The 25,576-nt window shown below is 38.8% G+C and carries 21 protein-coding genes and 1 pseudogene; 3 read left to right on the plus strand and 19 right to left on the minus strand.

Annotation, left to right across the window (positions count from 1 at the left end; translation table 11 throughout):
• Window positions 1-435: 435 nt before the first annotated feature.
• From IGJ49_RS10040 to IGJ49_RS10050, 3 genes are all read right to left on the minus strand, one after another.
• Window positions 436-2,214: an ABC transporter ATP-binding protein gene (locus tag IGJ49_RS10040; protein WP_010734946.1), complete on the minus strand. Its 1,779-nt coding sequence runs from the start codon at window positions 2,212-2,214 to the stop codon at window positions 436-438.
• A complete protein-coding gene (locus IGJ49_RS10045; protein WP_194179839.1) occupies window positions 2,214-3,965 on the minus strand; it encodes an ABC transporter ATP-binding protein in 1,752 nt (583 codons plus the stop codon). Before IGJ49_RS10045 ends, IGJ49_RS10040 begins: the two co-directional genes overlap by 1 nt.
• Before the next feature lie 214 nt (window positions 3,966-4,179).
• Window positions 4,180-4,404, minus strand: a complete 225-nt coding sequence (locus IGJ49_RS10050; protein WP_010734944.1) for a YneF family protein — start codon at window positions 4,402-4,404, stop codon at window positions 4,180-4,182.
• Between the two features lie 244 nt (window positions 4,405-4,648).
• Here IGJ49_RS10050 and IGJ49_RS10055 point away from each other — a divergent pair, with 244 nt between their 5' ends.
• The gene (locus IGJ49_RS10055; RefSeq protein WP_023520012.1) at window positions 4,649-6,211 is read left to right on the plus strand and encodes an Nramp family divalent metal transporter; all 1,563 of its coding nucleotides are present in this window, start codon (window positions 4,649-4,651) and stop codon (window positions 6,209-6,211) included.
• 55 nt (window positions 6,212-6,266) lie between these two features.
• Here the strand turns inward: IGJ49_RS10055 and IGJ49_RS10060 are convergent, their stop codons facing one another.
• The 5 genes and pseudogenes from IGJ49_RS10060 to IGJ49_RS10080 all read right to left on the minus strand — a co-directional run bounded on the left by IGJ49_RS10060 (window position 6,267) and on the right by IGJ49_RS10080 (window position 11,803).
• Complete coding sequence (locus IGJ49_RS10060) at window positions 6,267-7,694, minus strand: IS1182 family transposase (protein WP_371740615.1); 1,428 nt, start codon at window positions 7,692-7,694, stop codon at window positions 6,267-6,269.
• A 145-nt stretch (window positions 7,695-7,839) separates the two neighbouring features.
• A pseudogene (locus tag IGJ49_RS10065) lies at window positions 7,840-9,137 on the minus strand (MFS transporter).
• A gap of 94 nt (window positions 9,138-9,231) precedes the next feature.
• The gene (locus IGJ49_RS10070) at window positions 9,232-10,098 is read right to left on the minus strand and encodes an aldo/keto reductase (RefSeq protein WP_438723337.1); all 867 of its coding nucleotides are present in this window, start codon (window positions 10,096-10,098) and stop codon (window positions 9,232-9,234) included.
• Between the two features lie 59 nt (window positions 10,099-10,157).
• Window positions 10,158-10,577, minus strand: a complete 420-nt coding sequence (locus IGJ49_RS10075; protein ID WP_438723338.1) for a MerR family transcriptional regulator — start codon at window positions 10,575-10,577, stop codon at window positions 10,158-10,160.
• Window positions 10,578-10,903: 326 nt separating this feature from the next.
• Window positions 10,904-11,803 carry a deoxyribonuclease IV gene (locus IGJ49_RS10080; RefSeq protein ID WP_010734938.1) on the minus strand — a complete coding sequence of 300 codons (900 nt, stop codon included), beginning with the start codon at window positions 11,801-11,803 and terminating at the stop codon, window positions 10,904-10,906.
• Window positions 11,804-12,064: 261 nt separating this feature from the next.
• Between IGJ49_RS10080 and IGJ49_RS10085 the strand changes: the two genes are divergently transcribed.
• A complete protein-coding gene (locus tag IGJ49_RS10085) occupies window positions 12,065-14,410 on the plus strand; it encodes a transglycosylase domain-containing protein (RefSeq protein ID WP_438723339.1) in 2,346 nt (781 codons plus the stop codon).
• Between the two features lie 225 nt (window positions 14,411-14,635).
• Here the strand turns inward: IGJ49_RS10085 and ccpA are convergent, their stop codons facing one another.
• Window positions 14,636-15,637 (minus strand): catabolite control protein A, encoded by a 1,002-nt coding sequence (ccpA, locus tag IGJ49_RS10090; RefSeq protein ID WP_023520019.1) that lies wholly within the window; start codon window positions 15,635-15,637, stop codon window positions 14,636-14,638.
• Window positions 15,638-15,850: 213 nt separating this feature from the next.
• Between ccpA and IGJ49_RS10095 the strand changes: the two genes are divergently transcribed.
• Window positions 15,851-16,954, plus strand: coding sequence for an aminopeptidase P family protein (locus IGJ49_RS10095; RefSeq protein WP_438723342.1), 1,104 nt, complete (start codon window positions 15,851-15,853; stop codon window positions 16,952-16,954).
• Between the two features lie 474 nt (window positions 16,955-17,428).
• Here IGJ49_RS10095 and IGJ49_RS10100 read toward each other — a convergent pair whose 3' ends face one another.
• The 10 genes from IGJ49_RS10100 to liaX form a co-directional block, all read right to left on the minus strand.
• The gene (locus IGJ49_RS10100) at window positions 17,429-17,785 is read right to left on the minus strand and encodes a GNAT family N-acetyltransferase (protein WP_349519918.1); all 357 of its coding nucleotides are present in this window, start codon (window positions 17,783-17,785) and stop codon (window positions 17,429-17,431) included.
• A gap of 166 nt (window positions 17,786-17,951) precedes the next feature.
• A complete protein-coding gene (locus IGJ49_RS10105) occupies window positions 17,952-18,515 on the minus strand; it encodes a YtxH domain-containing protein (protein WP_010734933.1) in 564 nt (187 codons plus the stop codon).
• 2 nt (window positions 18,516-18,517) lie between these two features.
• Window positions 18,518-18,961, minus strand: coding sequence for a DUF948 domain-containing protein (locus IGJ49_RS10110; RefSeq protein ID WP_010734932.1), 444 nt, complete (start codon window positions 18,959-18,961; stop codon window positions 18,518-18,520).
• Window positions 18,962-19,085: 124 nt separating this feature from the next.
• Window positions 19,086-20,018: a UTP--glucose-1-phosphate uridylyltransferase GalU gene (gene galU / locus IGJ49_RS10115; RefSeq protein ID WP_010734931.1), complete on the minus strand. Its 933-nt coding sequence runs from the start codon at window positions 20,016-20,018 to the stop codon at window positions 19,086-19,088.
• Window positions 20,019-20,040: 22 nt separating this feature from the next.
• Window positions 20,041-21,054, minus strand: coding sequence for an NAD(P)H-dependent glycerol-3-phosphate dehydrogenase (locus IGJ49_RS10120; protein ID WP_226075633.1), 1,014 nt, complete (start codon window positions 21,052-21,054; stop codon window positions 20,041-20,043).
• Window positions 21,055-21,097: 43 nt separating this feature from the next.
• Window positions 21,098-21,928 carry a prolipoprotein diacylglyceryl transferase gene (gene lgt, locus IGJ49_RS10125; RefSeq protein ID WP_023520023.1) on the minus strand — a complete coding sequence of 277 codons (831 nt, stop codon included), beginning with the start codon at window positions 21,926-21,928 and terminating at the stop codon, window positions 21,098-21,100.
• Window positions 21,929-21,942: 14 nt separating this feature from the next.
• Entirely contained in the window at window positions 21,943-22,881 is a 939-nt protein-coding gene (gene hprK / locus IGJ49_RS10130; protein WP_010734928.1) for an HPr(Ser) kinase/phosphatase, read from the minus strand.
• A gap of 229 nt (window positions 22,882-23,110) precedes the next feature.
• Window positions 23,111-23,467 carry a phage holin family protein gene (locus tag IGJ49_RS10135; protein ID WP_010734927.1) on the minus strand — a complete coding sequence of 119 codons (357 nt, stop codon included), beginning with the start codon at window positions 23,465-23,467 and terminating at the stop codon, window positions 23,111-23,113.
• On the minus strand, window positions 23,467-23,772 hold the full coding sequence (locus IGJ49_RS10140; RefSeq protein ID WP_010734926.1) for a PspC domain-containing protein: 306 nt from the start codon (window positions 23,770-23,772) through the stop codon (window positions 23,467-23,469). Before IGJ49_RS10140 ends, IGJ49_RS10135 begins: the two co-directional genes overlap by 1 nt.
• A gap of 153 nt (window positions 23,773-23,925) precedes the next feature.
• Window positions 23,926-25,497: a daptomycin-sensing surface protein LiaX gene (gene liaX, locus IGJ49_RS10145; protein WP_224434133.1), complete on the minus strand. Its 1,572-nt coding sequence runs from the start codon at window positions 25,495-25,497 to the stop codon at window positions 23,926-23,928.
• Window positions 25,498-25,576: the final 79 nt, after the last annotated feature.

The following is a 25,576-nucleotide window of genomic DNA, read 5'->3' on the forward strand; positions in this document are numbered from 1 at the left end:
TTCTATGATTGTCACTCCTAAAAAAACAAAAAAACCCAAAAAGTCAGCCATGGAATCGTTTCATGGTGACTGATTAGGTTTAGCTTGCGTGATGCAATCACTATCCAACAGTATGTTCTTTTCTTCATAGTAGCGAAACAATTTTAAAATGTCAACGCTTTCTTTTGTATTATTCCTATATTTCTAAAAAAAATTCTTTCACGTTAACATGGAAACTACCACTCCCCCAGAACAGCCATTAACTAGACAGTAAGAATAGCCGATTGACTTTTTTGATTTGAATCACACCGCTATCAATCAAGTCATAAAAAAAAGCCTTGATCCCCAAAAGTTGGCATGTTTTTGGGGATTCAAGACTTATGAGTTGAGGCTAACTATTTTTATCACGGCTTACGATACAAGTGTTTCAAAAACAGATGCCTTTATTCTTCCCTGTTACTCACTTTGTAATTTGTACATATCTGCGTATAGCCCTTCTTCCGCTAAAAGTGTTTCATGATTCCCGCGCTCCACGATATGTCCTTTATCTAATACGAGGATCAACTCTGCATCACGGATCGTTGACAGACGATGGGCGATAGCAATCGTTGTCCGACCTTGACGCATCTTCGCAAGTCCTTCTTGGATCAACACTTCTGTTTCTGTGTCGATATTCGCCGTTGCTTCATCCAGAACTAAGATTTTAGGATCCGTTACAATCGTTCTGGCAAACGTGATCAATTGGCGTTGCCCACTTGAATAGCTCGCCCCTCTTTCAATCACTTTTGAATGATACCCTTTCGGTAAGTCTTCAATAAACTGATTCGCTTGGACAAACTCAGCGGCTTCACGTATTTGTTCGTCTGTGATCTCTGGATTCATCATTCGGATGTTTCCAGCGATATCCCCATAAAATAAGAACGCATCCTGTAATACTAGACCCATTTTATTGCGTAATTCAGCGATCGGATATTCACGAATGTCATGGTCATCAATCAAGATCTGCCCTTCGTAAAACTCATAAAAACGCATCAACACATTGATGATCGAACTTTTCCCACTTCCTGTATGTCCGACTAATGCGACAGTTTCTCCTGGATTAGCAACAAATGAAATATTGTTCAATACATTGTTTTTTCCATCATAAGAGAAACTGACATTACGAAATTCGATTTTTCCAGCAGTGATCGTCCGATCCGCTGATTCCTTTTGCTGTGGTGCATATTCTTCCGTATCCATGATTTTCAAGATACGACTTCCTGCGACTGTTCCGTCCGTAAAGACACTCAAGAAGTCCATCATTTGCGACATCGGATTAAAGAATCCTTGAACATAGGTGGTGAAGGCAAAGATCAAACCGACTTCAACTGGTGAATGTAACGCGTCGAGTCCGAACAACGTCAAAGTCAAGGCAACTGCTAAAGCATATAAAAAACTGATGATTGGACTCAAAAGAATCGAATTTGTCTTGATCATGGCATAGCGAGTCGCTAGATACTCTTCATTGACTTCCTCAAATTCTTTTGCTAAACGCGATTCTTGACGAAATTGTTGGATGATCCGCATCCCAGAAATCGATTCATTTAATTTTGTGTTCAATTGACTCAAGCGCTCACGCATATTTCGATAGATCCTTGAACTGAATTTTTGATAATACCAAATCACTACTCCTAAAATCGGTAAAAAGATCAGACACCATAGCGCGATTTTTTGATTGATTTGAAACATCGCAATAAATGAAGAAATCACGGCAAAAATTCCTGTTAAAACCATTAGAAAGACATACCAAAATTCAAACAGTGTTTCTGTGTCATTAGTCACACGAGAAACAGTCGATCCAGCTGGCGTTTGGTCAAAGTACCGCATTCCTAGTGTATGAAGTTTCTCAAACAACTTTACACGGATATGTTGGTAGGTCTTCAATGACGCCATCGAATATAGATACCATTGGAAAAACCAGATGATACTTTTGACAATGACCCCAAATAGATAAAGCCCTGCAAAGAAAAGGATGACTTGTGTCGTTGCTGACTGCTTCGCTAGATGCTCATCCATGAATGTTTGGATGATCCTTGGCAATAGCACATTGATGACTGATAATACTAAAGCAAATAAAATCGCAATGATGAATGTCGAGCGAAAGGGTTTAGCAAATTGCATCAACCGTTTAATGATCGAAGCTTGTTCTTTATAGGTCATGGATTTTGACCATTCCGACTGATATTGATCTTCCATTATTCGCCACCTCCTTCAATTTTTGCTTCTAATTGTTGTTTCTGCCACATTTGTTCGTACCAACCGCCAAGAGCTAACAACTCTTGATGTGTGCCACGTTCAATGATCCGACCATGATCGATGACGATGATTTCATTGGCGTGCATGACACTACTTAAACGATGGGCCGCAATGATCGTGGTTTTGTTTTTCCGTTCTGCTTTAAGGTTACGTAAGATTGCTTCTTCTGTCTTAGCATCAACAGCGGATAATGCGTCATCCAAAATCAATAATTCGGGACTTTGGATCAATGCACGAGCAATCGACAACCGTTGCTTCTGTCCACCAGAAAGGGAGACTCCACGTTCACCGACCATTGTCTGGTACCCTTCTGGCAGTTCTTTGATTTCTGTGTTGATATACGCCAATTCCGCTGCTTCTTCCACTTCTTCTGGTGATTTCTGTGGATTGGAGAAGCGAATATTATCTAGGATCGTCATCGAAAACAAGAAATGATCTTGTGGCACATAACCAATCGAGCGCAACAAGGCATCTAGTGAGTAGTCTCTGATCGTTCGTCCGCCAAATTTGATTTCTCCTTGATAATGGTCATACTCACGCATCAATAATTTGATGATCGTCGTCTTACCGGCACCTGTTTTACCAACGATACCTAACGTATCACCTTCATTGATCGCAAATTTGATGTGTTCTAATGCTGGCTGTTCATCGTCTGGATAGGTAAATTGTGTGATTGCCACATTCAACTCACCTTTTGCTGGTGTCATTTCTGCTCCTACTTTTTCGACGATATGTGTTTTCTCATGCAATAGTTCATTGACACGATCATACGAAGCATTCCCTCTCTCTAGTACATTGAACAGACGTCCAATCGCAAACATCGGCCAGACAAGCATACCGATATAACTGATAAAGGAAACCATCTGTCCAATTGAGATCGTACCATCCAAGACATAACGTCCACCTAAAATAATTGTCGCCACATATGACAAGCCAATGATCAATGTGATGAATGGATCAAAAAGCGCATCTAAAAAGTTTACTCGCTTATTTTTCTCAATGGCATCATCGATCTTTTCTTGGAAATCTTCCAAGTCTTGTTTTTCTTGACCAAATGTTTTGATGACTTTGATACCTGTGATACTTTCTTGCGTTTTATCGTTGATACTTGAAAAGGCTTCTTGTGAGTCACGAAACGCATCATGTAATTTTGAGCCTAAGATCCTTGAAGTAACCGCTAATAATGGCAATGGGATCAATGCAATCAACGTTAACCGCCAATCAACGAATAGAACCATCGCAATGATCGTCGTTCCTCCAGTGATCACTGAATCTGCAAATGTTAAAATTCCTGCACCAGCTACATTTTGAATCGCGTTCAAATCATTCGTTGCATGAGCCATCAAATCACCCGTCCGGTATTTTTGATAGAACAAACTATCCATTCGCGTAAAATGAGCAAATAGACGCTGGCGTAATTCTTTTTCAAGTCTAGCTGCACTGCCCCAAATGTTCATTCGCCAAATATAGCGAAAAAGATATTGCAAAAAAGCTGCAATGATCAATACACCTATCCACAATGCAATGATTTGCATCGAGATATTTTGATCGGCGATTTCATCGATAATGATCCCGATGACTTTAGGTGGGATCAACTGCACTATTGCCACCGCGAACAAAGAAAATACGCCAATCAAATAGTGCCTTTTCTCTTGTTTAAAAAACCAACCCAATTTTCTGAAAATCGACATATACTTCCTCCTTCTAACTCCTAAAAATTTCATTTATTTCCGAGGTTGAATTGCATCCTCAGATATCGTTGATCACAATCGAAAAAATATGATCGTCATACAATTTATAAAAAATAATCATTGATCGGCATGAATGCGCTTTTCTCAAATGGAGAAAAAGAAAAAAGCGAGCTGAAATCAATCAGCCCGCTTTTTGATGTTGTCGAATAAGAACCTACTTCTTCCCTTGGTTCTTCATCTGTTGCATCATCTGACGAATTTTCTTTTCAGATGGTTTTTGCCCCATAGACATCATCATTGATCTTAACATTTCCTCATTAACGGGAGGATTTTTTTCTAAGTAATCTTTCATATATTTACGCGCAAGAAAGAATCCACCGACTGCGCCGATTAACAATGCAATAACTGCAATAAGTACAACGATTCCGTTTGATACCATGTAAATCTCTCCTTTCCTTTTCCTAATTGCTCTCAATGATTCATTTTACTAAAACTTACAAAAAAAAGAAAGGCGTTTTCTTAAGAATATGTAAAAAAAGTCATTTTTATTTCATGATTATACAAAAATACCTATTTAGAAAGTGAGCCACATTTAATTTTTAGGTTAGCCGAATTTTTTTCTTTTATTTTTTCGTCTCTGGGTGTAGAATGAATTCGAAAAGAAATAGAAGGGTGGTTTTCATTTGAATAATCACGAGAATAAACATAAATGGATTGAACACACTAATGGGTTATCCCTTTCAGAAGTAAACGGTACGGTTAAAGTACCAAAAGGAAAAAGTTTCTTCCGCACCTTACTTGCCTATTCCGGACCTGGTGCACTCGTAGCAGTCGGCTATATGGACCCAGGTAATTGGTCAACATCGATCACCGGTGGCCAAAATTTCCAATACTTATTGATGTCAGTTATTCTGATGTCCAGCTTGATTGCTATGTTACTACAATATATGGCGGCCAAACTTGGGATCGTCAGCCAAATGGATCTGGCACAGGCGATTCGTGCTCGTACGAGTAAAACGCTAGGGGTCATTCTTTGGATCTTGACCGAATTAGCGATCATGGCGACAGATATCGCTGAAGTCATTGGTGCAGCGATCGCTTTATATTTATTATTTGATATTCCTTTGGCAATTGCTGTCTTTATTACCGTCTTGGATGTCTTTGTCTTGCTTCTTTTGACAAAGATCGGTTTTCGTAAAATCGAAGCGTTAGTCGTCTGTTTGATTTTCGTTATCCTATTTGTCTTTGTCTACCAAGTGGCGCTTTCAAACCCTGATTGGAGCAGTCTATTCAAAGGCTTTATTCCTAATAGCCAAACATTTGCTGAAGAACCAAAAATCGGTGGAGAGACCCCATTGACTGGAGCTTTAGGGATCATTGGTGCAACTGTGATGCCTCACAATCTCTATTTGCACTCTGCTGTTTCCCAAACCCGCGAGATCGATCGAAAAGATCCAGAAGATATTGCAAGAGCGGTTCGTTTCTCAACATGGGATTCCAATATTCAATTAACGATGGCTTTCGTTGTCAATGCACTTCTATTGATCATGGGGGTTGCCGTCTTTAAAACTGGTGCAGTTCAAGATCCCTCTTTCTTTGGTTTATATGAAGCACTTTCCGATCCATCTGCGATGAGTAACGGCGTCTTGATCGCCGTAGCAAAATCAGGCATTTTATCAACCTTATTTGCAGTAGCACTGCTTGCTTCTGGTCAAAATTCAACGATTACCGGTACATTGACTGGACAAGTCATTATGGAAGGCTTTATCCATATGCGCATGCCGATCTGGTTACGCCGTTTAGTCACTCGACTATTGTCCGTCATTCCAGTACTACTTTGTGTCTTGTTCACTAGCTCCAAAGGCACGATCGAAGAACATACAGCACTTAATAATCTAATGAATGAGTCCCAAGTATTCTTAGCTTTTGCCTTACCTTTTTCAATGATTCCTTTATTGATGATGACCAACAGCCAAGCAGAAATGGGCGCCCGTTTCAAAAATTCACTGATCGTCAAAATACTTGGTTGGTTTTCTGTCATCAGTTTGACGTATTTAAACTTGCGCGGACTCCCTGGACAAATCGAAGCTTTTTTCGGCGATCAAGCTTCTACTGCGTCAATCGCCCTTGCTGATCGGATCGCTTACATCATCATCGTTGCAGTTCTCGCCTTACTCGCTTGGACGATCGTTGATCTTTACAAGGGAAATAAACGCTATGAACAACGTTTACAAGAGTTGTCGTGAGCCATTCCCCCCTCTAAGCAGGAAAAAAAGAAGCATAGGTTTTGACCTATGCTTCTCAGACTGTAGACAAAAAGGAGTGGCTTAATTGCCAACTCCTTTTTATTAGTCTTTGTAGAAATTTGAAATAAAAAGCCATAGGCTTTTTTGCTTTCCATAGCCATGAGGCTAGTTTTTTTAAATTCATGGCAGCAAACGTAAGCATCGTGTGCGTGGCGACTTTTTCGAGACCTCGATATTTTGTCCAACGCATACCATGCTTTTCTTTTGCATCTGCAAATATTCGTTCAATAGTTTGTTTTCTCTTTTTATAAATTTCTCTATTCAACGCCGTATGGCGTTGGTGTTCAAGTTCATCCATAAGATCCGCCCAAACATGTCGAGTTACTATTTTTTGATGTTTTGTACTCAAAGTACAGTTTTTAAGTAATGGACAACTCCTACAGAATTTTGGATTTGATTTATAGGTTCGATAACCATCACGAGTGATAGTTGAAAATAACAACGGTTGATTATTGGGACATAAATAGCAGTCAAAATAGGCATCATAAACAAAGTCTTTTTTACGAAACATTCCTTTTACTCCATGAGGTACAGTATATGGAAGAATCGGGTAGAGTTTCAAGTGTGACAGAAAATGAACAAATTTAGGCGTCTTATATCCTGCATCAGCGACAACACGCTTTATATTTGGAAAAGCTCTTTTCGACTGTTTGACCAGATCGATTGCGACTTGGCTGTCATGTACATTTCCTGGTGTGATTAATGTAGATAAGATAAAACCATTATCTTCACAGGAAGTATGCGCGGAATAAGCAAATTGTTTTTCTCGTTCACCTTTAACATAGTAACCACTTTCTGGATCTGAATGACTTATTTTTTGAAGACTCAACTCACTTTCTGTGTCCCATGTAAAAGGACGTTTTCCTACAGCAATACGTTCTTTATTTATTTCATCTTCTAATTCATCTTGATAAGCTTTAGCTTGACCGTAGGTCATTTCTTTTGTGAACTTATGTTTATTGGCATTTGCCTTAATATGAGTAGAATCAATATAAAGGTTGTCTTCCGTAACGAAGCCAGCTTTTACAGCTTGTTCTAGAATATGAGAGAAAATGTCTTCAAATAAAGTTGTTTCTCTAAATCTTCGAACATAGTTTTTACCAAAAGTAGAGAAATGCGGGATAGGATCCTCGAATGAATAACCTAAAAACCAACGATAAGCAACATTTGTTTCAACGTCTTTAATGGTCTGTCTCATCGAACGGATACCAAATAAATATTGGATAAATACTAATTTAATTAAGACCACTGGATCAATACTGGGACGACCATGGGTCGAATACGTAGATTCTACAATGGGATAAATGAAATCAAACTGAATCGCAGCATCAATCTTTCGAACTAAGTGATCTTTAGGTACAAGATCATCAATTGTTAACATAGCAAATTGATTTCTACCTTCAATCGATTGTTTTCTCATCATTAGAATCACTCCCAGAATAGTTTATACAATGAGTATAAAACAAAAAAACTGCAAACAACACTCCAAATTTAGGAGTTTGTCTACAGTCTGAGAAGCATAGGTTTTGACCTATGCTTCTTTTTTGTGGTTACTAAATTAGAAAGTTCTATTTTTCATCATGAAGATAAATAGGTACCACGGCAATAGCTATGATTGTAAAAGCAACCATCCACCAGATCTCAGTTTGAAAATTAGTAGTAGTCGAGACAATCAATGACAAACCAATTGGTCCACCAATTTGGTGCATGGTATTCGTCAAACCACTTGCGATACCTGCTAATTCGTCAGGTGCTTCATGGATACCAGCAGATGTCACTGGCGCTAAAATCATTCCTTGTCCTAATCCAAGGATCATCATAGGAACAAAGATCGTTTGCCAATAACCATTAAACGGGTTCGAAACCGCCAGTAAAATCAACCCTATTACTAGTATTATTTCTCCAACAAACAATATCCTATTATTTCCAAATCGTGCAGTCATTCTCGGCAACTGCATCGCAATAATAAAATTAACTATCGTTAGTGGTAGAAAAGCAAATCCTGATTGTAACGCTGAGAATCCATATTGACTTTGCATCATTTGAGGTAAAAAGAACCAAAATGGCAGCATCGCCATCATAAATAAGAGACGAGTAGCATAGGCACCAGAACGTATCTTATTTTTAAAAAGTTCGAGGGGAAGCATTGGCGAAGAAGTCCTTCGCTCCCATAAAATAAACAAACCTAAAAACATGATACCTATGAATAAAAAGTTGCTTTTTCCTTCAGTAAGACCGTAGATGATTCCTATCAATCCGAGGATCGATAATAAACTTCCTAAATAATCAATACGTTCCCTTCGACGTTCCGAAGGTCTCACATATTTCAATGTTAAAACCACTAACAAAAGAGTAAATGGCACATTTATTAAGAAACCAGCGCGCCAAGAAATCAAGCTAGTCAGTCCCCCACCAACTAACAAACCAATACTTGAACCAATTCCCGCCGTTGCTCCATAATAAGAGATCGCACGTTGCCTCATATTATTTTGATAAGCATCCATGAGCAGTGCTAAAGATGTCGGAGCAATTATGGAACTACCTACTCCTTGGACACCACGCATCATGATCAACGTTCCTGCTGTTTGTGATAATCCAATAAGCAGTGAACTTATCCCAAAATAAATAAACCAACTAAAAAAATCTTTTTTCTTCCGAATAAATCAGAAAGGCGACCACTTAATAGTAAAAAACCACCAAAAGTAAGCGTATATGCACTTGATACCCATGAAAGTGCTCTTGCAGATAAACCTAAACTTTCTCCTATCTTCATAGAACTTGTAAAAATAATAGAATTATCCATTAAAATCAAAAAATAGGATAATAAAGTAATTGGTAAAATGACACCAAATTTTTCTCTCTTCAAATTTCCTAACTTCTTTCTATTGCTTTTATTATTTCGTCCTTTCACATTCGATTCTTTTAAACTTTTATCCTTTTCACAGATCAATAGTTTTCTATCATTTTTCTGTAGCCAACATTCTCTCCATAAACCATTCCACTTGTTGTGGTGCATCATGGTCAAAGAAGGCAGACTCTTTCATATCTAAAGCGGCTATTTTTTCAACATCTTCATTCGAAAGTTCAAAATCAAAGATATCAATATTTTCAGCCATTCTCTCTGGTCGAACAGATTTTGCTAGAGCAACGATCCCTCTTTGCATCAACCAACGAAGAACAACTTGTCCGACTGTTTTATCATATTTTTTACCGATTTCTGCTAATTCAGGATTTGTGAACAACTCGTGACGACCTTCAGCAAATGGTGCCCAAGCTTCGATTTGTACGCCATATTTTTCATGCCATTCTTGATCTTCTACACGTTGGTTCCAAGGATTTACTTCTATTTGATTGATTTGAGGTTTCACATCATTCAAACCAACAAATTCGATCATTTTAGCCGATTTGAAATTGGAAATCCCAATTGCACGTAATTTCTCTGCTTTTTGAGCAGCAACCATTGCACGCCATGCGCCATAGATATCTCCATAGGGTTGATGAATTAGATATAAATCAAGATACTCTAACCCCATTGCCTCCAGAGAATGTTCGATCGTTTCAGTTGCTTTTTCTTCTGGAGTTTGTAGAATAAATAATTTAGAAGTGACAAAAAGTTCATCACGCTTTACAATTCCTTCGGCGATCGCACGTCGGATTCCTTCACCAGTTTCTTTTTCATTTCCGTAAATAAATGCTGTGTCGATCAAACGATATCCTGCATTGATGGCTTGATAAACCGCTTCTGCTGTTTCTTCTAGTGGAATTTGATAACCCCCAAATCCTAGTTGAGGCATCTCTACACCATTGTTCAATTTTATTGTGTTCATGTTATTTCCTCCTTTTCTATCCTAAACCTTGAAGTTAGATCCATAGCAAGAAAAAATTTTTACTTTTTTCGTTCCCATAATTTTTCGACTTTATCTGGAATCATTTCCCCAGCCTTGAACTTCGCAATATGTTCATCATACGTTTCGATCTTATAAACCAGCAATTCTCTCACTTCCTGCATCTCCTCTAGTTTTCTATCTAGTTCTTCTAACTGATCAACTAAAATCTGCTTTTGCGCTTTTTCCACGTTTTGTGCTTCGCGTAATTGAGCCAAGTGAGCAAATTCAATGAGAGATTCTACAGACAAACCCGCGTTACGTAAATTTTTTGCTAAATAAATCCAATTTAGGTCATTTGTTGTGTAATCCCGATACCCACTCTCATTACGACTAACCGGCGGGATGACTCCTACACGTTCATAGTAACGGAGTGTATCCACACTCAAATCAAACATGTCAGCTGCTTTTTTTATATTCATTCCATCACCCTCCACTTTTATATAGGTTATCATAAACCCTAAAGTCAACTCCAAGGCAAATGATAATCAACAAATTTTCTTTATTTGATTGGTTTTCTTTTATCATCCGTTTCTTTCAAAATAAACATAACCTTATCTTTTTAATTTAAAATCAAGTTAACAACGAGAAGAGAAGCAACTTCTTCAAAAAATAAGGCACCATCCACAAAAATTTGAAGAACAATTTTCGTGGATGGTGCCTTATTTCTCGAGGCTGAACACTTCTGTCCCGACCTCATGTCATTCGATCCTAAAAATCAATTTATTTAATAAAGAATATGACTTACTTAGCCTTCTACATCTGCTAATAATTCTGGGAATACTTCTGGGTTGAAGGTTTCAGCTTTGAACATCGCGATTTCTTTCCCATAAGGGGCATAAGCTAATTTTTTATCTTTTCCGACATATGGTGTTTCAAGAATCTTTGAAACATCTTTGAACATTGGTTCATGGACGATTTTATTCAATGCATCAAAACCGATCGTACCAAAGCCGATATTGGCGTGGCGGTCTTTATGTGAACCTTGTGGATTTTTTGAATCATTGATGTGTAGTACTTTTAAGCGATCTAAACCAATCACTTTATCAAACGTTTCAATGACGCCATAAAAATCATTCGCTACATCATAGCCGGCATCATTCGTGTGGCACGTGTCAAAGGTGACTGATAGCTTTTCATTCAATGTCACTCCATCAATGATCTGTGCCAACTCTTCGAACGTTCTGCCGATCTCTGTACCTTTTCCTGCCATTGTCTCTAAGGCGATTTGTGCGGTCTGTTCTTTCGTCAAGACTTCATTTAGCCCTTCAATGATCCTTGCAATCCCTGCCTCTGCTCCAGCACCGACATGTGCGCCTGGATGCAATGTGATCTGAGTTGCTCCTAATGCTTCCGCTCGAACGATTTCTTCTCTTAAAAACTGTACAGCAAAAGGAAACATCTCTGGTTTCGTTGTATTTCCTAAATTAATGATATACGGTGCATGGACCACTATATTCTTCAATCCATTTTCTTCCATATATTGTTTTCCAGCTTCAATATTCATTTCTTCAATTGGTTTTCTACGGGTATTTTGTGGTGCGCCTGTATAGATCATAAAAGTAGAAGCACCATAGCTGGCTGCTTCTTCTGCTGCACCTAGTAACATCTTTTTACCGCTCATACTGACATGTGAACCTAATAACATCTTACTCCTCCTATAAAGCCCTCTCGGCTAGTAACTCAGTGAATGGATTTGTTCACTCTCCTTTTATCTTAACTGAAACGAATTTGAAAGAAAAGTTTGAAATCTGTCCAATGATCCGAGCAGATACAAAATAACTAGAAGAATTTTTAATGTTTTCTCAAAACCAAAGGTCAAATAAGACACAAAAAAAGCCATGTCTGTTTTTTTGTTCTATTATTTGCTATAATTAGCGAAATAAAACCATTAGTTGAGGTGAAACCTTTGCCACGTAATAATACACGAAGAAAACAAGCACGACGAACAAAAGAAAAGTGGTTTGTTCCTAAGGTCATTTTTCGCGTTTTTCAATCATTAACCGTTTTTATCATGGTTCTTATCATTCTATTCGCTGCATTAGGTGTGGGAGTCGGTGCCGGCTATTTTGCGTATCTAGTTGAAGATACAAAGCTACCTTCCAAATCTGAGTTACAATCTGAGTTAGGCAATATAACCGAAACATCAAAACTTGTTTATGCCGATAATACAGAGATCTCGACGATCCAAACTGATTTGATGCGGACAACCGTCCCTTCAGATCAAATGTCGCCTTATTTAAAATCTGCGATCATCAGCACAGAGGATGAATATTTTGAAGAACATAAAGGCTATGTTCCTAAAGCGGTGATCCGAGCACTTTTCTCTGAAGCAACCGGGATCGGCTCATCTGGAGGATCAACACTGACCCAGCAGTTAGTCAAGCAACAGATTTTGACCGATGAAACAACCTTTAAACGTAAAGCAAATGAGATCTTATTGGCTGCTCAAGTCGAGAAACATTTTACAAAAGACGAAATCATCTCCACTTATTTGAATGTTTCACCTTTCGGAAGAAACAATAAAGGCCAAAATATTGCCGGTGTCCAAGAAGCTGCGCAAGGGATCTTCGGAGTCAATGCGAGCGATTTAACCTTACCACAAGCGGCATTTATCGCAGGTTTACCACAAAGTCCTATCACTTATAGCCCTTATACCAATACAGGTGCATTGAAAGAAGACCTTACTGCCGGCTTAGAAAGAAAAGACATCGTGCTATTTAGCATGTACCGTGAACACCAAATCACAAAAGAACAATATGAAGAAGCAAAAGCCTATAACTTAACAAAAGATTTCTTAGGTCAACAAGTGGCAGAACAAACTGACCGTGACTTCTTATATTACACGGTCATGAATGCCGCGACCGATATCATTGCTAGACAATTGGGAGAAAAAGATAACGCAGATCTATCCGATACAGACGTCTACAATGCCTACTATCAACGTGCAGAACAAACGATCCAAAATCAAGGGTACACGATTCATTCAACGATCGATAAAGGCATCTATGATGCGATGCAAGCAGGTGTTGCCAATTATGGTTACTTACTTGATGACGGAAAAGGCACACCTGTTGAGACTGGTAACGTTCTGATGGATAATAAAACCGGTCGAGTTTATGGATTTGTCGGTGGTCGTAATTATGCGCTGAACCAAAATAATCATGCCTTTGATACTCAAAGACAAGCCGGGTCATCGATCAAGCCGATGTTGGTTTATGGTCCAGCGATCGATATGGGCTTAGTTGGTTCAGAATCACGTGTTTCTGACTATGCAACTACTTGGCAAGAAGGCTCAAATGCGGGAGAAGACATCGTCAATGCGACGAATAAAGGATCAAATACCTTCCAAACGGTTCGTGAATCATTGGAATGGTCGAACAATATCCCTGCTTACCATTTATATCAAGATGTTTTGAACAATGGCGGCTCAAAACAATACGCCTACGAAACGTATCTATCAAAAATGAACTATCCCGCAAATGCCAACTGGGGCGTTGAATCGGCACCACTGGGAACAGTCGATGTCACCACTCTTCAACAAACCAATGGCTTCCAGGCATTAGCAAATAATGGCGAATTCCAGCAAGCGTATATCATTGATGCGATCACTGACAACGAGGGGAATGTTATTTATCAACACGAAGTTAAACCAGTGCGCGTCTTTTCCGAAGCCGCAGCTTCGATCGTCAATGATATGTTGCGTAGCGTTATCAATGAAAAGATCACCACACCATTCAAAGATGATATCACTAGTCTCAATGGCAGCTTAGGTCAAGCGGATTGGATCGGTAAAACTGGTTCAACGAATGATTACCGAGATTCATGGTTAGTTGTCTCCACACCCTCTGTCACGATCAGTAGTTGGGCAGGACACGATGATAATACCGGAATGGATGCCCAAGCAAGATTGCGTTCATCCAAATATTTAGCGAATTTAATCAATCAAGTGTATCAAGTAAACCCAACGATTTTTGGTACCGATCAGAAATTCACACTTGCTTCTGATGTGAAGAAAGAAGACGTTTCTGCCTTCACAGGACAATTACCTGGAAAAGTGACCGTTGACCGAAGATCGATCAATACACCTAGCAAAACTGTCGAGTCACTTTGGGCAAAAAATGGTCCTGAGAAAAGCACCTTCAAATTTGGTGTAGGTGGAACGGATGAAAATTACAAAGATTACTGGAATACTGTCGGAACATTCGAACGTGAAAATCCACAGAACAAAGAGGATGACAAAGACGACGATTAACGAAACAATCTGAGTCCACTACTCTTTCTCAAAAAAAAATGAGTCAGATCTTGATAAATGATATCAAGATCCGGCTCATTTTTTTTTCGTTTTTACTTATCTTTGGTGAAGCTTTGCCCCTGTTATTTCCATAAAAAAGTAGCTGAAACGACTATTCTTTGTCATTTCAGCTACTTTTAGTTATCGTTTTATTTGATCAATCGCTTGATGTTTATCTCAATCGATTTATTTCGTTGAACCTTTTTCTTCAATTCCATATGGTAAGATGATTGTTTTTTCTTCTACTTCTTCTTTGTTCATCATTTTTGTCAATAGACGCATTGATACCGCACCTAAGTCATATAATGGTTGCGTAATACTTGTCAAGCGTGGTCGAGCAACTTCAGTCAATAAAGAATTGTTGCTTGTGATGATCTCAAATTCTTCTGGTACTTTGACACCACGGTCAATCAAGCCATCTAAAATACCGATTGCTAGTTCATCATCCGTTACATAAACAGCAGTTGCTCCACTATTGTGGATACGTTCTACTAATGACAAGCCATCTCTAAAATTATAGCTTGATTCAAAGATCAAACCTTCACTATAAGTCAGCCCGTTTTCTTTCAACGCTTCTTTGTAGCCTTTCAAACGGTTTTGGCCATTGATCGGGTCAATCAATGCACCACTTACAAAGGCAATTTTTTTATTGCCGTTTTTAGCTAATTTAGTTACTGCATCTTTTGTCGCTGAAGTATAGTCGATATTGACACTTCCTACTTGTTCGTCTGGATCGATCGAACCAGCTAAAACAACTGGAGTTTTTGAACGTGAGAATTCGCCACGGATTTCATCTGTGATATGATGCCCCATGAAAATCACACCGTCAACTTGTTTGGCTAAAAGATTGTTCAGTACGTTGACTTCTTTTTGGTCATTTCCGTCTGAATTTGCCAAAATGATATTATATTTGTACATCGTTGCCACATCATCGATCCCACGTGCTAATGAAGCAAAGAACATATTGCTGACATCTGGGATGATGACCCCAACCGTCGTTGTTTTTTTACTTGCAAGACCACGAGCTACAGCATTTGGGCGATAATCTAAGCGGTCAATGACTTCCAATACTTTTTTTCTTGTAGCTGGTTTTACATTTGGATTCCCATTGACAACACGTGAAACAGTAGCCATAGAAACATTTGCCTCTCTCGCTACGTCATAAATAGTGATAGTTTGTTTTTCCATCGTTGTTCTCCTATTCTGTTTTTATATCTTTTCTGAAAATACGATTTACATTTCTAAAACAGGATATCAAAGATTGACAGAAATTGCAACCGTTTTACTAGCGTTTTCATGAAAAAAATCACCTTTTTCACTTTTAGTCAATTGGTCTTTTTTTACAAGAGTGGTACAATGAATTATCGAAACATGCCATAAATGCGAAAGAAGGATGTCCAAATGAATCTTGAAAAAATCAATGAATTACGCCAATGGATGGCTCAAAAAGAAATCGACCTTGCTTATATCAGTGATCCAGGTCATATCGCCTATTTTGCTGGTTATGAAAGTGAACCCCACGAACGTGTACTAGCTCTATTTCTTCCACTTGACCAAGATCCTTTCTTGTTTACACCAGCGTTAGAAGTAGAAGATGCACAAAATAGTCCTTGGGCCTATGATGTCCGTGGTTATCTTGATAGTGAAGATCCTTGGCTATTGATCGAGCAAGAGATCCGCACCCGTTATCCACAAATAAAAACGATCGGGATCGAAAAAAATGCATTGACGGTTGATCGCTTTGACGCATTATCGCTACAAATGACAAGCAGCATCCGATTTGCTGACCTGACTCCGGTCATCCAACGTCTGCAATTGATCAAAACAACAAAAGAAAAAGAGCAATTGATTGCGGCAGGAAAATGGGCAGATGTAGCTTTTGAAATTGGTTTTCGCTCCATCAAAGAAGGCGTAACGGAACAAGCGATTATTGCTGAAATCGAATATCAACTAAAAAAACAAGGGGTATCTCAAATGTCTTTTGACACGCTAGTTTTAGCGGGGACAAATGCAGCAAGCCCTCATGGAACACCTGGAAGTACTACGATCCAACCAAATGAACTTGTCTTGTTCGATCTAGGCGTCGTATGGGATGGCTATTGTAGTGATGCGACACGAACAGTTGCCTTCCAAAAACCGACAGAATTTCAAGAGAAAATCTACCAAATCACGCTTGAAGCCCAATTAGCAGCTCAAGAAGCTGTTCGTCCAGGCGTCACAGCCGCTGAACTTGATCAAGTCGCACGTAACGTCATTGAAAGCTACGGCTACGGCGAATACTTCAATCATCGTCTAGGTCATGGTATTGGTACAACTGTTCATGAATATCCCTCACTAGTGGCAGGCAATGATCTAGTGATCGAAGAAGGCATGTGCTTCTCATTAGAACCAGGTATTTATATCCCTGATCAAGTAGGCGTAAGAATCGAAGATTGCGTCTATGTCACAAGTGACGGTTGCATCCCATTTACAACAACACCAAAAGAATTATTAGTAGTGGAGTAAGGTTGTGAAAGAAGCGTTTTGACCTGAGCAGTAAGAGGGGAAATCAGAAAATAGCTTTCCATATTTTTTGATTTCTCAGCTTAATGTTGAAGGTCAGCTTCTTGAACACCGTTCATCGAGGTTGTGAGAAAGCCGTTCTGCTCCGAGTATTAAGACAGAACTTGAGAAAATAGCTTCTCATATTTTTTCAAGTTTTGACTTAATATTGAAGGAGCTGGCTTTCGAACACCGTTTATCTAGGTTGTGAAAGAAGCGCTCAACACTGAGTAATAAGGGCAAAAAAACAAAATGGCTTTTTTTATTTTGGTTTTTTTGACTTATTATTGAAGTGTTGCTTCTTGAACACCGTTTATCATAGGTTGTGAAAGAAGCGTTTTGACCTGTAAATAAGCGATAACCCCAAAGTAGAAACTATTTTCGGGTTATCGCTTATTTTTTTAGTTGCTTTTTCTGATATCCGTTAGTTGTCGATACCTATTCATTTGCTATTTGTTGCTTTAAATAGAATTTCGTTGTGCCAACAAAAGGCATATTTTCCACCGAAGCAAACACCTCAAAGCCATGCCTTTCGTAGAACTCTCGAGCTTGATAATCTTGCGTATTGACGGTCATATACAAACACTGGTTTTCCAATGCTGTTTGTTGAACCGCTTCTATTAATCGCGATCCGATGCCTTCGTGACGGTACGATTGATCTACGGCGAGCAATGATAGATGCAAGGTATTACCAAATAAAGATGCTACTGCGCCACCGATCCACTTCTCATCCTTAGATGCACTGATTGAAATGATTTGAGTTGTTAAGTGTTCATTTGTAGAAAATGATTGCATATATTGTTCGTTCAGCAGACCAATGATTTTCTTTTCTGTTTCTTCGGAATCGCTTTTCTTGATCTCAATGATTTACAATATCCTCTCCACGTAAGATTAGAGAAAAAAGGACACGAATCAGGTTGTTTCCTGATCGTGCCTTTTCTTGCTCACTTTTTAGTGTTGCTTATTTAAATGTATCTTTTAAATCTTCTTTCGCAGTAGCTGCATCTTCTTTTGCCATCTCAGACAAGATTTTTGCATCTTCAGCTACTGGTTTAGCTTCGTCAATGCCTTCTTTTACAGTACTACCTGCTTGGTCTGCTGTATCTTTGATGTCGATCATAATGTCTTCTTTCGCAGCAGCTGCTGTGTCGCCTAAATCAGCAGCTGATTTTTTGAAACGATCAGATAAATCAGCTGATTGCTCTTTCAATGTCACTAAAATATCTTCTGATTCGTCTCCTGCGTCGGCTGTTGCGTCTGAGACTGTTTGTTTGACATTACCAGCTAAATCGCCTGCTTGTTGTGAAAGATCATGCGCTTTGTCTTTTGCGATACTTGTCAATTCAGTTGATTTTTCTTTTACCATCTCTGTATAATCAGAAGCCATATCTAGAAAATCATCCGCTTGTGCTGCTAATTCATCACGTAATTCTTTACCAGATTTTGGTGCAAGTAGCAATGCTGCCACTGCTGCGGCTGTACCACCAATCACTGCACCTAGTAAAAATCCACCTTTTTTTGCCATGATTATTTTCCTCCTGTCGTATCTGTTGTTGGTTTTTTATGTTTAAAGAATTTCACTGCAGTCCCACCGACTTTGCTGGCAACAGTTGCTTTTGCTGTTGTTTTACCGATGCCACCAACTTTTGTAACGATGTGTTTGCTTGAAGAATTCAATTCTGATACACTCTCGCTCAAATCAGCGACAGCTGTAAATAAAGGATCGATCGTTGCTACTTTTCCGTTGATATCATTCAACAATTCGTTGCTTTTCACTAACAAGCCTTCGACTTGTCTCGATAAAAGATCAACATCTTTGGTAACGACTTCAATCGTTGTGTTTGCTTCTGTTACTGTTTGTTCTGCTTTTTCAATCGTTTTTGCTAATCGAATCAATACACGTACTAGAAAGACCACAAGTATTGCAAAAGCAATTGCTGCAATCAAGCCAGCAATTTCTCCAACTGTCATAATCAAGTCTCCTTCTCCTCTTCTTGCTATAAGGATAGCATTTTCATATTTTTTAAACAAATAAAAAATAGCAAAAAGCTTCAACTACCTACATTTTTATCAGCAGCTGAAGCATCTCGCTTGTTTACTTTTTGTTAGTTGGTTCAGAAGTTTCTGTTGATTGATTGAAAGATGAAGGCGTCTCTGCTGCTAAAGACTTGCCTAATGATAGAATGTATTCTCTTAATGGTCCACCCACTTCTGGATGTGTCAATCCATATTCGATACTTGTTTTCATAAAACCAAATTTGTCGCCGACATCATAACGTTTACCCGTAAATTTACGTGCGAATACGCGTTGTGTCTTATTCAATGTATCGATTGCATCGGTCAATTGGATCTCATTACCTGCACCTGGTTTTTGCTCTGCTAAGACATCAAAGATTTCGGGTGTCAATAAATAGCGTCCAATAATTGCTAAATCACTTGGTGCTTTACTTGGTTCAGGCTTTTCAACAAAATCTTTGACATTGAATAAGCCGTCTTCTAGTTCTTCTCCTGGATTGATGATCCCATATTTAGATGTATCTTTGTGAGGTACTTGCATCACGGCGATCGTTGAAGCATGTGTACGCTCATAATCGTCGATCAGTTGTTGTGTCAATGGGATTTCATCTTCCATGATGTCATCACCTAACATGACAACAAACGGTTCATTTCCGATGAATGCTCTTGCTTGCAACACAGCGTGTCCTAACCCTTTAGGATGCGATTGGCGAATAAAATGAAGGTTTACATCCGTTGTTTCTTCCACTAATTTTAGTAATTCAGTTTTTCCTTTTTCGCCTAAGTTCGTTTCTAATTCGATATTTGAGTCAAAATGATCTTCAATTGGGCGTTTTGCTTTCCCTGTGACAATCAAAATATCTTCAATCCCTGATTTTAACGCTTCTTCTACGATAAATTGAATCGTTGGTTTATCAACGATCGGCAACATTTCTTTTGCCATCGCTTTTGTTGCAGGTAAAAATCTTGTTCCTAAACCTGCTGCTGGAATCACTGCTTTTTTTACTTTCATTTTTTTCTCTCCCTTAAAAATGTTAGTGAAATTCATTCTCTTTTTTGCCATCGCGCAACATGATCTCTGTCGCTGCTTCATTTATGTTCTTGTGCTCATATAGCACTTCATAAATCGTTTGAGTGATCGGCATCTCGATCCCCATGGTCTCAGCTAACTCTTTAGCAGCTCGTGTGGTCTGGACACCTTCCACGACCATGCCCATATTATCCAAGACTTCGCTTAATTCATGGTCTTGTCCAAGCAGATTACCGGTACGCCAATTTCTCGAGTGGATACTTGTACAAGTGACAATTAAATCACCGACACCGCTCAGTCCGATGAAGGTCAACGGATTTGCTCCCATAGCAACACCTAAGCGGCTGATTTCTGCTAATCCTCTTGTCATGATAGCTGCCTTTGCATTATCCCCAAAACCTAAGCCATGGATTGCACCTGCACCGATTGCGATAATGTTTTTTAAAGCGGCACCCATTTCGACCCCAATAACATCAGGATTCGTATAGATTCGGAAATAATGATTCAAAAATAGTGTTTGAACAAATTTAGCAGCATCTGCTTCCGTGCTTGCAGCAGTGATCGTCGTAATATCGTGACGAGCCACTTCTTCTGCATGACTTGGACCCGATAAAACAGCAATTGCTTGTCTCTTTTCTGCTGGGATCTCTTCTGCCAGGACTTCTGAGATCCGCTTGTGTGTTCCTTGTTCTAAGCCTTTACTTGCATGGATGATCACTGGTTTTGTTTGCAAGACCTCAACGAGTTCTTGACATACCGAACGAATCGCCTTAGTCGGTACAACGAACAAAACAGCATCTACATCAGAAACAGCCTTCGCCATGTCCGAGTATGCGATGATCGTTTTGGGCAATTGGTGTTTTGGTAAATAATGCTCATTGGTATGCTTTTGGTTGATTTCATTAACCTGTGAGGCACGGTGACTCCAGAGTCGAACGTCATGACCATTTTCAGCAAGCACTTGTGCTAATGCTGTTCCCCACGAGCCAGCACCTAAAACCGCTACCCTATATTTCATTTTACCACTCCTGCAAATTTTTTCATTTTTTTCGACTTGGACTTTAGATAATGAATTGATTTTTCCCTAAAGATCGGTCGTAATCTGGTAAGTTGCCTTTTTTCCGACGCCAGATGAATAGAACGATTGCTCCAATGAATAGCACAGCAGATAAAAGCTGTGACACACGGATCGTATCTAAAAAGTAAAGACTATCCGTTCTCATTCCTTCGATGAAGAAACGACCAAAACTATACCATATCAAGTAAAGCAGTGCGATTTCCCCTTTTTTCAAAAGATGCGTTTTCTTCCGTAGTAATAAGAGGATGATCACGCCAATAAGGCTCCATACTGATTCATAAAGGAAAGTTGGCTGTCGATAGATCCCATCGATATACATATTATCAATAATAAAATTCGGTAAATATAGACTTTCTAAGAAACTCCTTGTTGTATCTGGTCCAAATGCTTCATGGTTCATGAAATTTCCCCAGCGCCCAATTGCTTGTGCTAATAAAACACTAGGTGCAGCAATGTCCAAGAACGTCCAGACATCAATGAAGTGATATTTCGTGTAAAAATATAATGTGATACCGCCTGCAATCAGACCACCATAAATCGCTAGACCGCCTGAACGGATATTGAATATTTGGATCGGATTTGCAATATACTGTGGTAAATCGAACAAGATGTAATACAAGCGTGCGCCAATGATCGATAGCGGTAATCCCCATAACATAAAGTCAGTGACGTCTTCTGCTTTCATTCCTACTCTTACTGCTTCTCGACTGCTTAACCACATGGCGATGATAATGCCTGAAACAATGATCAATGCATACCAGTAAATAGGAACTCCTAAAAGGTCAAAAGCGACCCGATTGATTTGTGCAATCATACTTTCACTCCTAGCTATTGTCCGTTTGAATTTTCTTCAATCAAACGGCTCAATCTTTCTTCAAATGTCTTCGTTGCATCGAATCCCATCGTTTTCGCACGGAAATTCATCGCAGCAACTTCAATGATGATCGCGACATTTCGTCCAGTTTTCACAGGTATTTTGATTTGGGGGATACCTACTTCCGCAATTTCAACAGAAGTATCTTCAGACCCTAAACGATCGTATTTTTTCTCTTTTGCCCAAGCTTCTAAGTAGACAGCTAATTGGACTTGCATCGATCCTCTGACTGCACTGGCACCAAAAAGATTCATCACATCAATGATCCCGATTCCGCGAATCTCAATCAAATGTTCAAGGATTTTTGGTGGCTCTCCAATAACAGTTAGCTCATCTTGTTGATACACATCCACTCGATCATCTGCAATCAATCGATGGCCTCTTTTGATCAGTTCTAACGCTGTCTCACTCTTCCCAATACCACTATCTCCTTGGATCAAGACACCTAGTCCATAGACATCGACTAAGACGCCGTGAACACTTGTCCTAGGTGCTAATCGTCCATCTAAATAACTTGATAACTCACCAAGTAAACGTGAGGTTGAGATTGGCGAACGCAAAACGGCCATGCCATGTTCATTTGCTGCTTGAATCATTTCTTCTGGTGCAGCTAAACCTCTAGAGATGATAAAGGCTGGCATGTCTTCACTGCATAAACGACGCATGATCATCAAACGCTCTTCCGGCATCATCCGTTCTGCGAAGCTGATTTCTTTGCTCCCAAATAACTGTAGTCTATCATGCGAATAATAATTAAAATAACCGGTCAATTCCAGTCCAGGTCTGGAGATATCACCGGTTACGATGACACGATTTAAACTTTGCTCGTCACCAGTGACGATTTCTAATGATAGTTTTTCTACTAATTGGCTAACTTTTACCATTTCTGCCATTCGTATACCTCATTTCTATTAAACTGTTCTCTTTTATTTTATCATTCTATCGGTAAAAGTACTACCAATAAAAAAAACAAGGGATATCCTTTTCATTACACTCGTTTTTTATGGCAAGCACCGATCAAGAAATCGCTGTCATTTCTTTAGAAATAAGAAGAGGAAGCGACAATTGCCACTTCCTCTTTCCACTTATTTGATTGTGCTTTATTGTCCTTTGCATTGTTTTCTAACGATTCCTGTTCATATTACGATTGCTAACGATGATATTTACGAATGACATGATCACTGCAATCATTATAGCTGATCCAAATGACGAAAAGCTAAAATTAGCTGCTCCGACAAAGAAGGAGGTCATTTGTAAAATCAATGCGTTGATCACAAAAGTGAATAATCCAAACGTCAACAAGGTAAAGGGGATCGATAAAAACATAATGAATGGCTTGACTAATAGATTCAGCACAGAAAGAACAAAACTCGCCACAACTGCGGTCCAAATACTATTCACAAATATCATATTTGGAAAAATAACTGCCAGAGAGATAAACGTCAGCGTACTAACAACAATACGTTGAAGATAAGACATTAAAAGTCACTCCATTCGTCATCGTTGATTTTCTCTGCCTCTTTTCGTTTATTCGTTTGTTCTCTGTAGTTGTTTTTTTGATAATAGTCGTTGTCATGTCCATAACGACGTTGATTATTCTTTCCTGAAGGCACAAGCAAAGCCAACAGAATGTATAAAATAATTGGGCTTCCGAATGCAACTAAACTTAAGAAGACGTAAATGACACGAACAACTGTTGGATCAATCCCAAGATATTCAGCAATCCCAGCTAAAGTACCAGTCAATACAATATTTTTATTTGATTTTGTCAACTTTTTTTTCATTTTCTTTCACCTCTGTTCTCCTATTTTAATTGAAGAAAGATGCTAAAACAATCTTACTTCGGAAGATTTATTGAAATAATAAACCTATTGTTTGTTTCTTATAAGTATGATTTTCGCTTCGCCTTCCTCTTTCAGAAGGTCGAAGCGAAAAAATTATTTATCTGTATCTTTTAAATAGATACTACCAGTTGTAGTAGACAATTCAATTTTCGCCATTTCATTTTCAGAAACGCGACGGAATTCTAACATTTGATTCGTGCGCTCTTTCTTTTCACGGATCACTTCATAATCAGACAGGCGGCTATTGATACTGCCGAGACTTGTTTTTGCATGACCGTCCATACCGATGGTTGTTGGCAATGCAACTTTGACGTTACCATTGACTGAGCTTGCTTCGATTTTCTTCAAACGATCTTCTTTCACTGTCAAACGAACATCCCCATTGACTAATGAAATCGCTAAGTTTTCTGGTGTTGCGCCAAAAGTAACTGTACCGTTGACTGTTTCAATGATTGAATCTAAAATATCTCCATTACGGACATCGATATTCCCATTGACTCCACCAATCTCAAGCATCGTTGCAGCCATTTGCTCAACCAAGATATTACCGTTTGTTGATTTCATATAAATATCTTTTACATCTAAATCTTCAACTACAATATTACCATTGAGTAATTTGATTGCTGTATGGTCATACGTGCGTTTTGGTAAGTAGAAGACTAAATCGGCACGTACACGTTTGTTCGGGATTTGGAAATAAATGTGTTCATCATTGACTTCGATTTGACTGCGTTCAGCAAAAGCTTCATAAGGCTCTGCACCCATTTTTCCATAAAGCTTGATTTTCGCTTCGACTTTTACGTCTTCGCTATCCCAAGTTTTCAAGGTGACATTCCCATTAGCCGCTTTGATGTCGATAATACTTGCTTGTGGCGCGCTATAGTAAAATTCGTGTTCAAATTTAGTTGTAGCGATCCCAGGTACTCGTAAACTGACATCTTTCCATTCCATATTATCATTCACTGTTACGGAAACATTTTGGAAGGTTTTCTTTAAGAATTTACCTAGTTGACTCCCAGCTTCAGTCATTTTTTCGCCGACTTGGTTCAATGTGTCATTTGCTTGTTCTTTCCAATCCTCTGGCAAGTCAAATTTCTCAGCAAAGGTGTCTTTTTTCTCAGACCATTGGCTTTTACGGATATCTTTTAATTCAGCTTCAAGCTTGATCCGCTCTTCAGATAAGAGATCTCCGGCTGCTTCAAGTTCTTTGACTTCTTGCTCCAATTGTTGACGTTGTGTCAATTCTTCTTCTGTTAGTTGATCCAACTCTTCTTTTGTATTCAATTGCATCAATGTTTCCTGTTTTTCATTGCGTGCAATTTTATTTTCAAAAAGTTTTGCGTTGACTTCATCTAAGTGAGCAGAAGTTTTGTTCGCTTCAGTCGCCAATTCATCTAAGATTTTTTCTAGATTCTCTTTGTCTTCTTGCTCTTTTTGTCTTGGATCTGGTTCTACTGCTTCACGTTCAGCTTTGCCATTTTCAAGTTCATCGATCAAACGACTTGCTTCATCTTTTTCTTTACGATCAGCATGTACACGATCTGCCTCTTTTGCGATTTGCTTTTCATCTTTTTCAGTTGCCATACTCTCCAATAGGTCTAAACCTTCTTCAGTTGAAAGGATGCCTTTTTTAACTAATTCTAAAATACGTTCTCTTTCTTTCATGGAAATTGCCTCCTTATAGCAAAAATTGTTTGCAAGCTTTTCCTTACATACATATTATGCAATGATTTGAAGAAAAAGT

It is taken from the genome of Enterococcus sp. AZ171 (genome assembly GCF_051714005.1).
In the GTDB taxonomy this organism is placed as follows: Bacteria; Bacillota; Bacilli; order Lactobacillales; family Enterococcaceae; genus Enterococcus_B; species Enterococcus_B pernyi.

Excerpts from the sequence above, each read along its gene's own strand:
- IGJ49_RS10120 (WP_226075633.1), bottom strand. The coding sequence starts at position 21,054 with ATGAAATATAGGGTAGCGGTTTTAGGTGCTGGCTCGTGGGGAACAGCA.
- IGJ49_RS10110 (WP_010734932.1), bottom strand. The coding sequence starts at position 18,961 with ATGACAGTTGGAGAAATTGCTGGCTTGATTGCAGCAATTGCTTTTGCA.
- IGJ49_RS10100 (WP_349519918.1), bottom strand. The coding sequence starts at position 17,785 with ATGCAATCATTTTCTACAAATGAACACTTAACAACTCAAATCATTTCA.
- IGJ49_RS10080 (WP_010734938.1), bottom strand. The coding sequence starts at position 11,803 with ATGTTATTAGGTTCACATGTCAGTATGAGCGGTAAAAAGATGTTACTA.
- hprK (WP_010734928.1), bottom strand. The coding sequence starts at position 22,881 with ATGGCAGAAATGGTAAAAGTTAGCCAATTAGTAGAAAAACTATCATTA.
- IGJ49_RS10140 (WP_010734926.1), bottom strand. The coding sequence starts at position 23,772 with ATGAAAAAAAAGTTGACAAAATCAAATAAAAATATTGTATTGACTGGT.
- IGJ49_RS10105 (WP_010734933.1), bottom strand. The coding sequence starts at position 18,515 with ATGGCAAAAAAAGGTGGATTTTTACTAGGTGCAGTGATTGGTGGTACA.
- IGJ49_RS10070 (WP_438723337.1), bottom strand. The coding sequence starts at position 10,098 with ATGAACACAATAAAATTGAACAATGGTGTAGAGATGCCTCAACTAGGA.
- galU (WP_010734931.1), bottom strand. The coding sequence starts at position 20,018 with ATGAAAGTAAAAAAAGCAGTGATTCCAGCAGCAGGTTTAGGAACAAGA.
- ccpA (WP_023520019.1), bottom strand. The coding sequence starts at position 15,637 with ATGGAAAAACAAACTATCACTATTTATGACGTAGCGAGAGAGGCAAAT.
- lgt (WP_023520023.1), bottom strand. The coding sequence starts at position 21,928 with ATGATTGCACAAATCAATCGGGTCGCTTTTGACCTTTTAGGAGTTCCT.
- IGJ49_RS10050 (WP_010734944.1), bottom strand. The coding sequence starts at position 4,404 with ATGGTATCAAACGGAATCGTTGTACTTATTGCAGTTATTGCATTGTTA.
- liaX (WP_224434133.1), bottom strand. The coding sequence starts at position 25,497 with ATGAAAGAAAGAGAACGTATTTTAGAATTAGTTAAAAAAGGCATCCTT.
- IGJ49_RS10040 (WP_010734946.1), bottom strand. The coding sequence starts at position 2,214 with ATGGAAGATCAATATCAGTCGGAATGGTCAAAATCCATGACCTATAAA.
- IGJ49_RS10135 (WP_010734927.1), bottom strand. The coding sequence starts at position 23,467 with ATGTCTTATCTTCAACGTATTGTTGTTAGTACGCTGACGTTTATCTCT.
- IGJ49_RS10095 (WP_438723342.1), top strand. The coding sequence starts at position 15,851 with ATGAATCTTGAAAAAATCAATGAATTACGCCAATGGATGGCTCAAAAA.
- IGJ49_RS10075 (WP_438723338.1), bottom strand. The coding sequence starts at position 10,577 with ATGAATATAAAAAAAGCAGCTGACATGTTTGATTTGAGTGTGGATACA.
- IGJ49_RS10045 (WP_194179839.1), bottom strand. The coding sequence starts at position 3,965 with ATGTCGATTTTCAGAAAATTGGGTTGGTTTTTTAAACAAGAGAAAAGG.
- IGJ49_RS10060 (WP_371740615.1), bottom strand. The coding sequence starts at position 7,694 with ATGATGAGAAAACAATCGATTGAAGGTAGAAATCAATTTGCTATGTTA.